12 protein-coding genes are annotated in these 12,793 nt (G+C 58.5%); 3 read left to right on the plus strand and 9 right to left on the minus strand.

The window, feature by feature from the left end; genetic code table 11:
• Nucleotides 1-153: 153 nt before the first annotated feature.
• The 9 genes from msrQ to mrcB all read right to left on the minus strand — a co-directional run bounded on the left by msrQ (nt 154) and on the right by mrcB (nt 9,974).
• On the minus strand, nt 154-774 hold the full coding sequence (gene msrQ, locus HBO41_RS18280) for a protein-methionine-sulfoxide reductase heme-binding subunit MsrQ (protein WP_169987291.1): 621 nt from the start codon (nt 772-774) through the stop codon (nt 154-156).
• Nucleotides 774-1,787, minus strand: coding sequence for a protein-methionine-sulfoxide reductase catalytic subunit MsrP (msrP, locus tag HBO41_RS18285; RefSeq protein ID WP_017139219.1), 1,014 nt, complete (start codon nt 1,785-1,787; stop codon nt 774-776). Before msrP ends, msrQ begins: the two co-directional genes overlap by 1 nt.
• A gap of 63 nt (nt 1,788-1,850) precedes the next feature.
• On the minus strand, nt 1,851-2,708 hold the full coding sequence (pssA, locus tag HBO41_RS18290; protein ID WP_056859782.1) for a CDP-diacylglycerol--serine O-phosphatidyltransferase: 858 nt from the start codon (nt 2,706-2,708) through the stop codon (nt 1,851-1,853).
• A 144-nt stretch (nt 2,709-2,852) separates the two neighbouring features.
• Nucleotides 2,853-3,869 carry a ketol-acid reductoisomerase gene (gene ilvC, locus HBO41_RS18295; protein ID WP_003176099.1) on the minus strand — a complete coding sequence of 339 codons (1,017 nt, stop codon included), beginning with the start codon at nt 3,867-3,869 and terminating at the stop codon, nt 2,853-2,855.
• Between the two features lie 47 nt (nt 3,870-3,916).
• Complete coding sequence (ilvN, locus tag HBO41_RS18300) at nt 3,917-4,408, minus strand: acetolactate synthase small subunit (RefSeq protein WP_003176102.1); 492 nt, start codon at nt 4,406-4,408, stop codon at nt 3,917-3,919.
• 2 nt (nt 4,409-4,410) lie between these two features.
• Nucleotides 4,411-6,135, minus strand: coding sequence for an acetolactate synthase 3 large subunit (locus HBO41_RS18305; protein ID WP_099547656.1), 1,725 nt, complete (start codon nt 6,133-6,135; stop codon nt 4,411-4,413).
• A 431-nt stretch (nt 6,136-6,566) separates the two neighbouring features.
• A complete protein-coding gene (locus tag HBO41_RS18310) occupies nt 6,567-6,896 on the minus strand; it encodes a YqcC family protein (protein WP_017139221.1) in 330 nt (109 codons plus the stop codon).
• Entirely contained in the window at nt 6,896-7,633 is a 738-nt protein-coding gene (locus tag HBO41_RS18315) for a M48 family metallopeptidase (protein WP_017139222.1), read from the minus strand. Before HBO41_RS18315 ends, HBO41_RS18310 begins: the two co-directional genes overlap by 1 nt.
• A gap of 16 nt (nt 7,634-7,649) precedes the next feature.
• Nucleotides 7,650-9,974, minus strand: a complete 2,325-nt coding sequence (gene mrcB, locus HBO41_RS18320; RefSeq protein WP_099547652.1) for a penicillin-binding protein 1B — start codon at nt 9,972-9,974, stop codon at nt 7,650-7,652.
• Between the two features lie 118 nt (nt 9,975-10,092).
• Here mrcB and HBO41_RS18325 point away from each other — a divergent pair, with 118 nt between their 5' ends.
• From HBO41_RS18325 to HBO41_RS18335, 3 genes are all read left to right on the plus strand, one after another.
• Nucleotides 10,093-11,649, plus strand: coding sequence for a bifunctional aminoglycoside phosphotransferase/ATP-binding protein (locus HBO41_RS18325; RefSeq protein WP_169987293.1), 1,557 nt, complete (start codon nt 10,093-10,095; stop codon nt 11,647-11,649).
• Nucleotides 11,650-11,742: 93 nt separating this feature from the next.
• Nucleotides 11,743-12,087: a pentapeptide repeat-containing protein gene (locus HBO41_RS18330; protein WP_017139225.1), complete on the plus strand. Its 345-nt coding sequence runs from the start codon at nt 11,743-11,745 to the stop codon at nt 12,085-12,087.
• Between the two features lie 202 nt (nt 12,088-12,289).
• Nucleotides 12,290-12,562: a TfoX/Sxy family protein gene (locus HBO41_RS18335; protein ID WP_017139226.1), complete on the plus strand. Its 273-nt coding sequence runs from the start codon at nt 12,290-12,292 to the stop codon at nt 12,560-12,562.
• Nucleotides 12,563-12,793: the final 231 nt, after the last annotated feature.

The following is a 12,793-nucleotide window of genomic DNA, read 5'->3' on the forward strand; positions in this document are numbered from 1 at the left end:
CACCTCTTTTTCAACTTCCTTTTGGCTTCGATGAACTGAAGCAACTTGCTGCCGAAAACTTCGTAACTCGTTGTTTACCAAGGAGTTTTCCGTTTCGACTGCGCCGGAAGTGGGGCGAATTATAGACAGATATAAAACGCCGTCAATCCTTAATTACGCTTTTGTCGCAGAAAGTGGTTTTTTCGCAATAAGACGGGGAATCCGGCGCATCACTGGCGGGATCCGCAGCAATAGCAGCAGCGCGCCTATAGATGCATAGATCGCCCATTCCTTCAGGTCGGCCCGCACAATCCACAACATGTGCAACAAACCAAGCCCAAGAATCACGTACACCAGGCGATGCAGCTTCTTCCAACGGCTACCCAACCGGCGCTGGCTATAACGATTGGACGTTACTGCCAGCACCAATAAGCCAAGGAACCCCAGCGCACCGACAATAATGTAGGGCCGCTTACGCAGCTCGACGCCGAACTGCGACCAATCCAGCCCGAGGATGAATACGCAGTATGCAGCCAGGTGCAGTGCCACATACGCAAAACACCACAATCCCAGCTGCCGACGCACGGCAATCCACCCTGCCCACCCGCTGAGTTTCTGCAACGGCGTCATACCTAGCGTTACCAGCAACAGGATCAGGGTCCCAAGCCCCAACCGATCCATCAACACTTTGCCTGGATCAGGCCCGAGCACAGAGCTCCACGCCTCATACAGCCAGAAAAATGGCCAGATCGCCGCGGCCATAAAGACGCCAATGCGCCAGATCGGATAACGCATCAATAGTTCTTCCGCAGGTCGAGGCCCGTATAGAGAGAAGCGACCTCATCCGAATAGCCGTTGAACATCTGCGTCTCTCGCACATTCGGGCTGAACAGACCGCTCGGCAAACGACGCTCACGCGCCTGGGTCCAGCGAGGATGGTCGACGGTCGGGTTCACATTCGCGTAGAACCCATACTCATTGGCCGCAATGCTTTGCCAAGTCGTCTTTGGCTGCTCGCTGACCAGGCTGATCCGCACAATCGACTTCACGCTCTTGAAACCGTACTTCCACGGCACTACCAGACGCAGTGGTGCACCGTTCTGGTTCGGCAACTCCCGCCCATACATACCCACAGCCAGGATCGCCAACGGATTCATTGCTTCATCCAGACGCAGCCCTTCTACATAGGGCCAGTCGATCAAGCCGAAGCTGGAGCGCTGTCCCGGCATGCTTTTGGGGTCCTGCAGCGTTTCAAAGCGGATGTACTTGGCTTTAGCGGTTGGTTCAACCTGCTTGAGCAAGGCTGAAATAGGAAAGCCCATCCACGGAATCACCATCGACCACGCCTCGACACAACGCAGTCGGTAGATACGCTCTTCCAATTGATAAGGCTTCATGAAGTCTTCCAGGGCATAGCGCCCAGGTTTACCGACTTCCCCATCGATCACCACACTCCAGGGTTCGGTCTTGAGTGAACCGGCGTTCTTCGCCGGGTCGCCCTTGTCCGTACCGAACTCATAGAAGTTGTTGTAGTGGGTGGCGTCCTTGAACGGGGTGATGGCTTCGTCTTTTACCGTAACCGCCTGCCATTGGGTGCTGGGCAGCTTATCTGCAAACCAGCCTGGGGCATTGCCCGGCTCGACATCGGCATAACGCGCGGCATCTTCGGCACTCGCCCAACGCGGCAACGCAGTGGCCGCAACACCGGCCAGCGCACCACCGAGCAAGCTGCGACGCGAAAGATAGAAGGATTCAGGCGTGACATCCGATTCATGACAATCGGACGCTTTGGGGATCTTGATTAACATGGCAACTCCGCAGCATTGGAGAACTGATGCACCAATAGACTGCGGAGTATGGGGGAAATTACATTAAGGCAATGTTTTGTCGCGGCGCAGATGCAGCAGGTACTGAATCGGCCCCGACGCGGCATACACCAGGAACGCCAGCAGCAGAATACGTGGCGGATCACTGAACACGACCGCAAACACCAGCACCACCACCAGGATAGCCACGAAAGGCACGCGCCCCTTGAGGTCAAACTCCTTGAAGCTGTTGTACTTGATATTGCTGACCATCAGCATGCCGGCGGCTGCAACCATCAAGGCCACCAGGAACGACATCTTCGAACCCTGGATGCCGTAGTCACTGAACGCCCAGACGATACCGGCCACCACACCTGCCGCCGCCGGGCTGGCCAGGCCGATGAAGTAACGCTTGTCAGCAGTACCCACTTGGGTGTTAAAGCGCGCCAGACGCAACGCCGCGCCGGCGACATAGATGAAGGCAACCATCCAGCCGACCTTGCCCATATCACCCAGCGCCCAGGCAAATGCCAGCAATGCCGGCGCAACGCCGAAAGCTACCATGTCCGACAGCGAGTCGTACTCGGCACCGAAAGCGCTTTGGGTATTGGTCATACGCGCCACCCGGCCATCCAGGCCGTCGAGCACCATGGCCACGAAGATGGCGATAGCCGCAAAGCCGAAATACTTGCTGGCACTCGCCGCATCACCCGCCGCCAATGCGCTTTGCGCACTCATGGAGTTGATGATGGAGTAGAACCCGGCAAACAGGTTCGCCGTGGTGAACAGATTGGGCAGAAGATAGATACCACGATGCCGGACCTTGCGACCTTCCGCATCATGCCCTTCTTCGACATGCTCATCGATCGGTAGCAGGCTTTCGGCGTCAGAGGCCTGGTTTGGCTCTTCGGGACGTTCGGTCATGGACTTTACCTTGCAACGGTGTGAAAAGAATTCGACAAATACTTGCAGCGCGTGTTCGCCCGCAAACGATGCAGCTTTATACCAGAACCCGCCCCCAAACGAAAAAACGCGGCCTAAGCCGCGTTTTTTCTGGATACGTACGACTTAGTTTTTGGCTTTGTCGACGATCTTGTTGGCACCGATCCACGGCATCATGGAGCGCAGTTGCTCGCCGATCACTTCGATACCGTGAGCGGCGTTGTTACGACGCTTGGCGGTCATCGAAGGGTAGCCGGTAGCGCCTTCGCTGATGAACATTTTGGCGTATTCGCCGTCCTGAATACGTTTCAGGGCGTTGCGCATAGCCTGACGGGACTCGGCGTTGATGACTTCCGGGCCGGTCACATACTCGCCGTATTCGGCGTTGTTGGAGATCGAGTAGTTCATGTTGGCGATACCGCCTTCGTACATGAGGTCAACGATCAGCTTCAGTTCGTGCAGGCATTCGAAGTAGGCCATTTCTGGCGCGTAGCCAGCTTCAACCAGGGTTTCGAAACCGGCTTTGACCAGCTCAACGGTACCGCCGCACAGTACGGCTTGCTCGCCGAACAGGTCGGTTTCGGTCTCGTCCTTGAAGGTGGTTTCGATGATGCCGGTACGACCGCCACCAACGCCAGCAGCGTAGGACAGTGCCACGTTCTTGGCGTTGCCGGATGCGTCCTGGTAGATCGCGATCAGGTCAGGGATGCCGCCGCCTTTGACGAACTCGGAGCGCACGGTGTGGCCCGGCGCTTTCGGCGCGATCATGATCACGTCGAGGTCAGCGCGTGGCACAACCTGGTTGTAGTGAATCGCGAAGCCGTGGGAGAAGGCCAGGGTGGCGCCTTTCTTGATGTTTGGCTCGATTTCGTTCTTGTAGAGCGCGGACTGGAATTCGTCCGGGGTCAGGATCATGACCAGGTCGGCAGCGGCAACGGCGGAAGCAACGTCAGTCACTTTCAGGCCGTGGGCTTCAGCCTTGGCAACAGTGGCCGAGCCTTTGCGCAGGCCAACAGTCACGTCAACGCCGGAATCTTTCAGGTTGCACGCTTGGGCGTGGCCCTGGGAACCGTAGCCGATGATGGCGACTTTCTTGCCCTGGATGATCGACAGGTCACAATCTTTATCGTAATAAACTTTCATGAGGTTCCTCTATATATCCAGGCCGTAAGGCCATTCGCTAATTTGGGTTAGATGCTGAGTACTTTGTCGCCACGGGCAATCCCGGTGACACCACTGCGTACGGTTTCCAGAATCGAGGCCGTCCCGATCGACTGGATGAAGCTGTCCAGCTTGTCGCTTGTACCGGTCAGTTGAACGGTATAAACGCTGGCGCTCACATCGACGATCTGCCCGCGATAAATGTCGGTGGTGCGTTTGATCTCGGCACGTTGGGCACCCGTGGCCTTGACCTTGACCAGCATCAGCTCGCGCTCGATGTGGGCACTTTCCGACAAGTCGACCAGCTTGACCACTTCGATCAGCTTGTTGAGGTTCTTGGTGATCTGCTCGATCACCTCATCGTGACCAACAGTAGTCAACGTCAGGCGCGACAGGGTCGGGTCTTCGGTCGGCGCCACGGTCAGGCTTTCGATGTTGTAGTTGCGTTGCGAAAACAGGCCGACAACACGAGACAGAGCGCCGGGTTCGTTCTCCAGAAGCAGGGAGATAATGTGCCGCATGATTAGGTACGCTCCGTCTTGTTCAGCCACATGTCGCGCATAGAGCCGTCTTTGATCTGCATCGGGTAGACGTGCTCGCTGGTGTCCACTTGAATATCGAGGAACACCAGGCGGTCCTTCATGGCGAACGCCTCTTCCATCTTCGGCTTCAGATCTTTCAAATCGGTGATGCGCATGCCGACGTGGCCGTAGGCTTCAACCAACTTGATGAAATCCGGCAGCGATTCCATGTAGGAATGGGAGTGACGGCTGTTGTAGCTCATGTCCTGCCACTGACGAACCATGCCCAGCACGCCGTTGTTCAAGCACACGATCTTCACCGGAAGACCGTACTGCAGGCACGTCGACAGTTCCTGGATGTTCATCTGGATGCTGCCCTCACCCGTCACGCAGGCGACGTCGGTGTCCGGGAAGCTCAGTTTCACACCCATGGCCGCCGGGAAACCAAAGCCCATCGTGCCCAGGCCACCGGAGTTGATCCAGCGGTTAGGCTTGTCGAACTTGTAGTACTGCGCAGCGAACATCTGGTGCTGGCCCACGTCGGAGGTCACAAAGGCGTCGCCCTTGGTCACTTCGCACAGGGTTTCGATCACGGTTTGTGGCTTGATGATGCTGCCGTCGCCCTTGTCGTAAGGGAACAGGCCGCGGTCGCCGCGCCATTCGTCGATCTGCTTCCACCAGCTGGCAACCGATTCCTTGTTCGGCGTTTCGCCGATGTCCTTGAGCGCCGCAACCATTTCGGTCAGCACGCTTTCTACCGGACCTACGATCGGCACGTCGGCCTTGATGGTCTTGGAGATGGACGCCGGGTCGATGTCGATGTGGATGATCTTGGCATTCGGGCAAAACTTGCTCGGTCCGTTGATCACACGGTCATCAAACCGCGCGCCCACCGCCAGGATCACGTCGGCGTGGTGCATGGCCAGGTTGGCGGTGTAGCTGCCGTGCATGCCAAGCATGCCGACGAACTGACGGTCCGTACCCGGGAATGCGCCGAGGCCCATCAAGGTGTTGGTCACTGGCAGGTTAAGCAGCTTGGCCAATTCGGTCAGAGGTGCAGAACCGCCGCCCAGAATCACGCCACCGCCGGAGTACAGCACTGGGCGCTTGGCCGCCAAGAGCATTTCTGCCGCCTTGCGGATTTGACCCGAGTGCCCACGAACGGCCGGGCTGTAGGAACGCAGTTTGGCTTTTTTCGGGAAGACGTATTCGAACTTTTCCGCCGGGTTGGTCATGTCTTTCGGGATATCGACCACCACAGGGCCCGGACGACCGGACTGTGCGAGGTAGAAGGCCTTTTTCATGACTTCCGGGATTTCCGACGCGTGCTTGATCATGAAGCTGTGTTTCACGATCGGCCGGGAGATACCGATCATGTCGGTTTCCTGGAATGCGTCGGTGCCGACCATGGTGCTAGGCACCTGGCCAGAAATGATCACCATCGGGATGGAGTCCATATAGGCAGTCGCGATGCCGGTAATGGCATTGGTTGCGCCTGGGCCGGACGTTACCAGTACCACACCGGCTTTACCGGTGGCACGGGCATAGCCGTCAGCCATATGGGTCGCGGCCTGTTCGTGGCGAACCAGGATGTGGGTAACAGCCGGTTCCTTGAACAGTGCGTCGTAAACATGCAGCAGAGCACCACCTGGGTACCCGTAGATATAGTCGACGCCTTCGTCACGCAAAAAGCGGACGAGCATCTCACCGCCAGATAAAAGCTCCACGTTGTTCACCTCTAAAACGCCAGAATACCGTCCGTTAAAAACCGACGGGTCTTAATAGGTTTACTTCTCAACAGAGCATGAGCGACGGTGGTCGCCGACTACGTCAGCACTGACTGAGCAAGTATTGGGATCGTCCCAAGTGTTGCGGGCTTTTCCCACCCAGCGCGAGGTAACGCGTTGCGGGTGTTACAGGTCGGCGCGGATATGCGCCTCATGATCTGCTGAGCGGGCCTGCTTCTGGCAGTCCCGATACAGCGGACTTTGGATTCTTCTGTTTCAGCCCCTTCAAGTCAAGCAATAATTGCGCTTTTTTCCAACTAAGCGCATGAGAACGAAGATTAAAGGGGCTTGAGGAGGGATAAAACTCGCCTGAATGTCGTCAAGCGGTAGAAATGTGCGCAAGACTGCCGAAAAACCCGGCAGTCAGGCAATTAACGAGCGTCGACGATCAATTGGTCGAACTTTTTCAGCGCATTGCGTAAGCCTATGCTTTCAAGCGGGCGATCGGCGTAAACCATCTCCGCCATCTCGAGGATCCCCGAAGCATTGGGCAATGGCAGGTCCTGCTCGAGGATCTGCTTCATGCGCACCAGGAAGATCCATTGCAGCCACTGGTGAAAGTCCAGGGTGTCCACCGAAAACGGCTCGACGCTGCTAAGCGCTTCAGCGCTGGGGGGCACTTCGTCCCACCAACCCTGCACACGTAACTCACGCTCAATCAGCAACAGCTGTTCGGCAATTGCCGGAAACCGTGCATCCATCAGAGGCTGACCTTGGCTTTTTGCCGCGCCTGGGCAGCACCGGCGGCGTCGCCTTGTGCGGCACGCGCGTCACCAATCAAAGCCCACAGGTTGGCTTGCAGGTCGGGGCGACCGTTGGCCAGGGTCAGGCCGCGACGGGCGAACTGCTCGGCTTGCGGCGCGTCGCCCTGGGCCATGCGCACCTGTGCCAGGCGATACAGCACTTGCGGCTCACGCGGCGCCACACGCTGGGCACGCTCAAGGCTCGACGATGCCCCGTTCAGGTCACCACCGGCCTGTTGCTGCTGCGCGGTGGTCAGCAAAGCCAGCACCGGCCCGTCCAGTTGCTCGTCAGCCGACAGGCCACCCGCGTTAGACGACGACGGAATACCGCTCGGCGTGGACGGCGGCATGTTGTAAGTGCCCTGGTTGATCGGCGCCGTCTGGATCGGCGCGGAGTTGGCCGGCCCCGAAGTGCTTGGCCCTGGCGTCCAAGGCTCGGCACTGATCGGCGCCGACGTCGCAGCACCGCCGCCCGGCACCATCACCACCACGCCCGAATCCTGCGGTATGGCCTGAGGCGTGGCTTGTGCAGGACGCTTGACCACGGTCTGACGGAAACCGCCAGTGGCCGAGATACGGTCGTTATTGGAAACGTTCGTGCTTGAGTCCACCACGGGAATCGAACCGCGCTGCACGCTGGAGCAACCGCCGAGCATAACCAAGGCGGTAATAGCTGGAATCCACAACTTGTTCACTTGAAACCCTCTTTGCTTAATGCATCCAGCCCTTGACCCAATCCATCACCGAATCCGCGTCAGCGGGGGCACTGCCACCGCACGCAGCACCGGCGGGTGGCTCGCTGCCGCGAATATACGGCATCTGTACCGCGCCCGGACAGTTGGCATCGGAACCCTGCCCGGTATGCGGATCAATCCAGGCCTGCACGATGTTGTCCGGCTGCGGCATGTTAAGCGGCAACGGATCGGCCTTGCGCATGAAACTGGTCCACACCTGCAGCGCACCGGTCGCACCAGTGAACGGGGTTTTGCCGTTATCGTCGCGGCCCAGCCAGACCACGGCCAGCACATCCTGGCCGAAGCCTGCGAACCAGCTGTCGCGCGAATCGTTACTGGTGCCGGTCTTGCCCGCCAGCGTCAGGTTCGACGGCAGCACGCTGTAGACCGAACGCCCGGTGCCTTCACGCATCACGCGCTGCATGGCGTTCTGGATCAGGTAGATGGAACCCGCGTCAAAGCGCTGCTGGATCTGGAACGGGTAACGCTTGAGCGGTTCGCCATCGGCGGTCAGCACACTGCGAATGCCGCGCATCGGGGTATTGAAGCCACCGTTGGCGAGGGTCTGGTACATCGTCGCCACTTCCATCGGGGTCATGGCGCCAGCGCCCAGCAGCATAGACGGGAACGCCGGGAACTCACGGGTGATGCCCAGTCGCCCCAGGGTTTTCAGCACATTCGGCACGCCCACTTCAAGCCCAAGGCGCGAGGTGGAGATGTTGTAGGAATGTGCCAGGCCCTGGTACAGGAACACGGTGCCGTGGGAGCGACGATCAAAGTTCTGCGGCGTCCACACCTGGCCATCCGCCCCTTTGACCGACAGCGGGTCATCCGACAACCAACTGGTCAGCGTGTATTTGCTTGGTTTTTCCAGGGCCGTGAGGTAGACCGCCGGCTTGACCAGCGAACCGATCGGCCGCACCGCATCCAGCGCACGGTTGAAACCGGCAAAACTGGCCTGGCGGCTGCCGATCATGGCCTGCACTTCACCGGTTTCCGGGTTGGTCACGACCATGGCTGCTTCGACTTCATCCGAACCTTTACGGCCGGTCAGGCGTTTGAAGGTGTCGTTGACCGACGCTTCGGCTTTCATCTGCAGGATCGGGTCGAAACTGGTAAAGATCCGCAGGCCTTCTTCGGTCAAGTCTTCGTCGCGGTAATCTTCACGCAACTGGCGTTTGACCAAGTCGATAAAGCCCGGGAATGAACTGTCGGCCAGCTTGCCGCGCGTGGTCACACCCAGTGGCATTTTTTTCGCCGCCGCAACTTGTTCAGCGGTGGCTACGCCCTGCTGTTCAAGTACATCCAACACCAGGTTACGGCGCTCAAGCGCACGTTCCGGGTTGCGGCGCGGGTTGTAATAGGACGGCCCCTTGACCATCCCCACCAGCAACGCGACTTGATGCAATTTCAATTCGGACAAGGGCTGGCCAAAGAAGAACTGGCTGGCCAAGCCGAAACCGTGCACCGCGCGCTGGCCGTCCTGGCCGACGAACACTTCGTTGAGGTACGCCTCGAGAATCTCCTGCTTGCTGTAATGCAGCTCCAGCAGCATGGCCATCATGGCTTCGGTGAGTTTACGGGTGAGGCTGCGCTCGTTGGTCAGGTAGAAGTTCTTGACCAATTGTTGCGTGAGCGTACTGCCGCCCTGGGTCATCTTGCCGCCGGACGTGTTGACCCAGATGGCGCGGGCAATCGACTTGGGCGACACACCCCAGTGGCTGTAGAAATCGCGGTCTTCCACGGCGATCAGCGTATCGAGCAGGTACGGCGGCACCTGATCAAGCTTGATCAGGATGCGATCTTCAAGGTTCTTGGGGTAAATACCGCCGATCAACAGCGGTTCCAGGCGCACCACGGGCAACTTGGAGCCATTGAGCGACGACAGTTCGGCAACGTAATCGCCGGAGAAGCGCACGCGCACCGGCTGGGCTTTCTCCAGGCCTTCATAGAACTGGAAGCCACGGGTATTCAAATCGACGGTATTGCCGCTGACAGCAGCGGCGCCGGGGCCATTGCTCACGGGTTCGCGGCGATAGCCCAAGGCGTCGAGTTCGGTAAGGAAGTCTTCCTTGCTCAGCTTTTGGCCGGTGAACAATTCCAACGGGCGTGCGTATACCTTGGCCGGGATGGTCCAGCGCTTGCCGGAGAATTTCTCCTGCACCACGGCGTCGAGGTACACCGCGAAGCCTGCGAGCACCACAAGGCCTACCAGGCTCAGCTTGATGGCCCAGCCCAGCCACGGGCGCAGGCCGCGTGAAGGAGGTTTTTTACGGGAACGGGGAGATCGGGTTCGAGTCATGGCGGCGGATTATACGCACTTTATTGAGGATCAACATGAGCCGGACAGCGGTTTGCACGACCGACCGTAACCGCCATAATGCCGGCCATGATTTCCCCCAGACTTTGAAGGATCGCCCGTGAGCCAGTCCCTGATCGCTGCCCTGCAAAACCCGGCTTTGTATCCCCATCCGGTTGAAGCGTTTCAAGTCATTGAGACCCATATTTCCTGGGTCATACTGACCGGCCCCTATGCTTATAAGCTGAAGAAGCCGATGAACTTCGGCTTTCTGGATTTCACCCAACTGGATGACCGCGGCCACTTCTGCCGCGAAGAGCTGCGCCTCAATCAGCGCCTGACCGAAGATTTGTATCTTGACGTGTTGCCAATCACCGGCAGCGCCGAAGCCCCGCAATTGGGCGGTGATGGCCCAATCATCGAATACGCGCTGAAAATGCGCCAATTCCCGCAGAGCCAGTTGCTCAGCACACTGCAAGCCAATGGCGAGGTTACCAGCGCGCACATTGATGATATGGCCAAGCAGATTGCGCACTTCCACCTCACTGCGCCGAAAGTGCCGCAAGACCACCCTGCTGGCACGCCGGATGAGGTGATGGCACCGGTTCGGCAGAACTTCGACCAGATCCGCCCGTTCCTCAGCGACAAAGCCGACCTGGCTCAACTCGAAGCCCTGCAAGCCTGGGCCGAAGCCAGCTTCGAACGCCTCAAGCCACTGCTGGCCCAGCGCAAACTCGAAGGCTTCACCCGTGAGTGTCACGGTGATATCCACTTGGGCAACGCCACCCTGATCGATGGCCAGGTGGTGATCTTCGACTGCATCGAGTTCAACGAGCCGTTCCGCTTCACCGATGTGTATGCCGACACGGCCTTTCTGGCGATGGACCTGGAAGACCGCGGCCTCAAATCCCTGGCGCGCCGTTTTATCAGCCAGTACCTGGAGCTGACCGGCGACTATCAGGGCCTGGAAGTGCTGAACTTCTATAAAGCCTACCGTGCACTGGTGCGCGCCAAGGTGGCGTTGTTCAGCATGCCGAGCGAGGCCAGCCCGGTGCAACGCGCCACCACCCTGCGCCAATACCGCAACTATGCGAACCTGGCGGAAAGCTACAGCACTATTCCATCGCGCTTCCTGGCGATAACCCACGGTGTTTCGGCCGTCGGTAAAAGCCACGTGGCCATGCGTCTGGTGGAAGCCTTGGGTGCCGTGCGCCTGCGTTCGGATGTGGAACGCAAGCGCCTGTTTGGCGAACAAAAGGTCGAGAACACCCCGCAAGCCGGTATCTACGCCGCCGAAGCCAGCGCTGCCACCTACGCTCGGCTCAACGAAATCGCCGATACCGTCTTGCGTGCCGGCTACCCGGTAGTGCTGGACGCGACCTTCCTGAAAGGCGCACAACGCGACGCCGCCGCCAGGATTGCCGAGGCAACGGGCGCGCCCTTCCTGATCCTCGATTGCAACGCACCGCAAGCCGTTATCGCCAGCTGGCTGGCGCAACGTCAGGCGGATAAAAACGATCCTTCCGACGCGACGCTCACCATTATCGAAGAACAGCAGGCCAACCGTGACCCGCTGACCGCCGAAGAGCTGCTGCTGAGCAAACGCGTGGAAACCAACGAAAGCGGCACACTCGACGCTCTGGTAGCGCACATTCGCCAGCGCCTGCCCGGTCTGTAAGAAATATTTCTTGGTCGTGTCACCGATCTTCGGTGCACGACCGAGCAATAGTGGCACTATAATGGCGTCATAATTCCAACAGGAGTCGCCGTCATGAGTCAGCCCAAGCTTCTTGATACTCCGCTCTACGCACTCCTGCATAAAGACGACATCCGCGGCTTCAACCAGGAACGTCCCAAAGACGGCCCCATCGACATGCGCGGTGGTGACTTCCGTGGGTTGGACCTGCGTGACCTGAATGCCACGGGCGTGGATTTCACCGACGCCTACTTCCGCTCTGCCGACCTGCGCGGCCTGGACCTGCGCGAGTGCTCGCTGGAAGGCGCCAGCCTGGCCCATGCGCAGATTTCCGGCACCTACTTCTCCCCCGAACTGACGGCTGACGAAATCCTCATGTCGGTCAATTTCGGCACTCGTTTGCGCTACCGCACCAAGTAACTTCATCTTTCGGGCCCCAGCTACGCCTCACGCGTAGCGGCGCCTCCTGCCTGCTTGTCGGCAACACCCTCAAAAATTCTTATAAGCTTTTCAGCCGTTCCTGACCAAAGAACCACGCTTTTCCTACTGAGCGCTACACTCCTTTTCAGGCTTGCCTGGTCACGATACCCACCGCACCATTCGGCCGTCGCAAGGAGGCTTGATGAACGATGAGCTGCAACACCTGAAAAACCTGGGCAAGACGTCGGCGCAGTGGCTGCATGCGGTGGGCATCCACAGCGCGTCCGACTTACGTCGCCTGGGAGCTGTCGATGCCTACCGAGCCGTGCGCACTCGCGGGTTTCGGGCCTCGAAAGTGCTGCTGTATGCAATCGAGGGAGCCTTGATGGACGTGCATTGGAACGACATCCCGACGGAACGCAAGGAGGCATTGAACCGTCAGTTGGAAGCGATTTCAGCGCGTCAGAAAATTTAGGTCTGCAAGAATCCCCAATGTTCATGGGCAGTTCGAACACGTGTTTGAGAAAAACGGCAGATCGTTGAAAAACAGATGTTGACTCTCAAATGAGAATCGTTATGATTATCACAACTGATCGCGAGATCAGCCGATAACTGAAAGACCATTGGTTCGGACTCTCAGATTATCTCCTCATCAGGCTAATCACGGTTATTTGACCCGGCTCTTGCCGGGTCTTTTTTTACCTGT

The sequence above is a fragment of the Pseudomonas sp. WS 5146 genome, assembly GCF_012985495.1.
Taxonomy (GTDB): domain Bacteria; phylum Pseudomonadota; class Gammaproteobacteria; order Pseudomonadales; family Pseudomonadaceae; genus Aquipseudomonas; species Aquipseudomonas edaphica.

Excerpts from the sequence above, each read along its gene's own strand:
- msrQ (WP_169987291.1), bottom strand. The coding sequence starts at position 774 with ATGCGTTATCCGATCTGGCGCATTGGCGTCTTTATGGCCGCGGCGATC.
- msrP (WP_017139219.1), bottom strand. The coding sequence starts at position 1,787 with ATGTTAATCAAGATCCCCAAAGCGTCCGATTGTCATGAATCGGATGTC.
- pssA (WP_056859782.1), bottom strand. The coding sequence starts at position 2,708 with ATGACCGAACGTCCCGAAGAGCCAAACCAGGCCTCTGACGCCGAAAGC.
- ilvC (WP_003176099.1), bottom strand. The coding sequence starts at position 3,869 with ATGAAAGTTTATTACGATAAAGATTGTGACCTGTCGATCATCCAGGGC.
- ilvN (WP_003176102.1), bottom strand. The coding sequence starts at position 4,408 with ATGCGGCACATTATCTCCCTGCTTCTGGAGAACGAACCCGGCGCTCTG.
- HBO41_RS18310 (WP_017139221.1), bottom strand. The coding sequence starts at position 6,896 with ATGGATGCACGGTTTCCGGCAATTGCCGAACAGCTGTTGCTGATTGAG.
- mrcB (WP_099547652.1), bottom strand. The coding sequence starts at position 9,974 with ATGACTCGAACCCGATCTCCCCGTTCCCGTAAAAAACCTCCTTCACGC.
- HBO41_RS18330 (WP_017139225.1), top strand. The coding sequence starts at position 11,743 with ATGAGTCAGCCCAAGCTTCTTGATACTCCGCTCTACGCACTCCTGCAT.
- HBO41_RS18335 (WP_017139226.1), top strand. The coding sequence starts at position 12,290 with ATGAACGATGAGCTGCAACACCTGAAAAACCTGGGCAAGACGTCGGCG.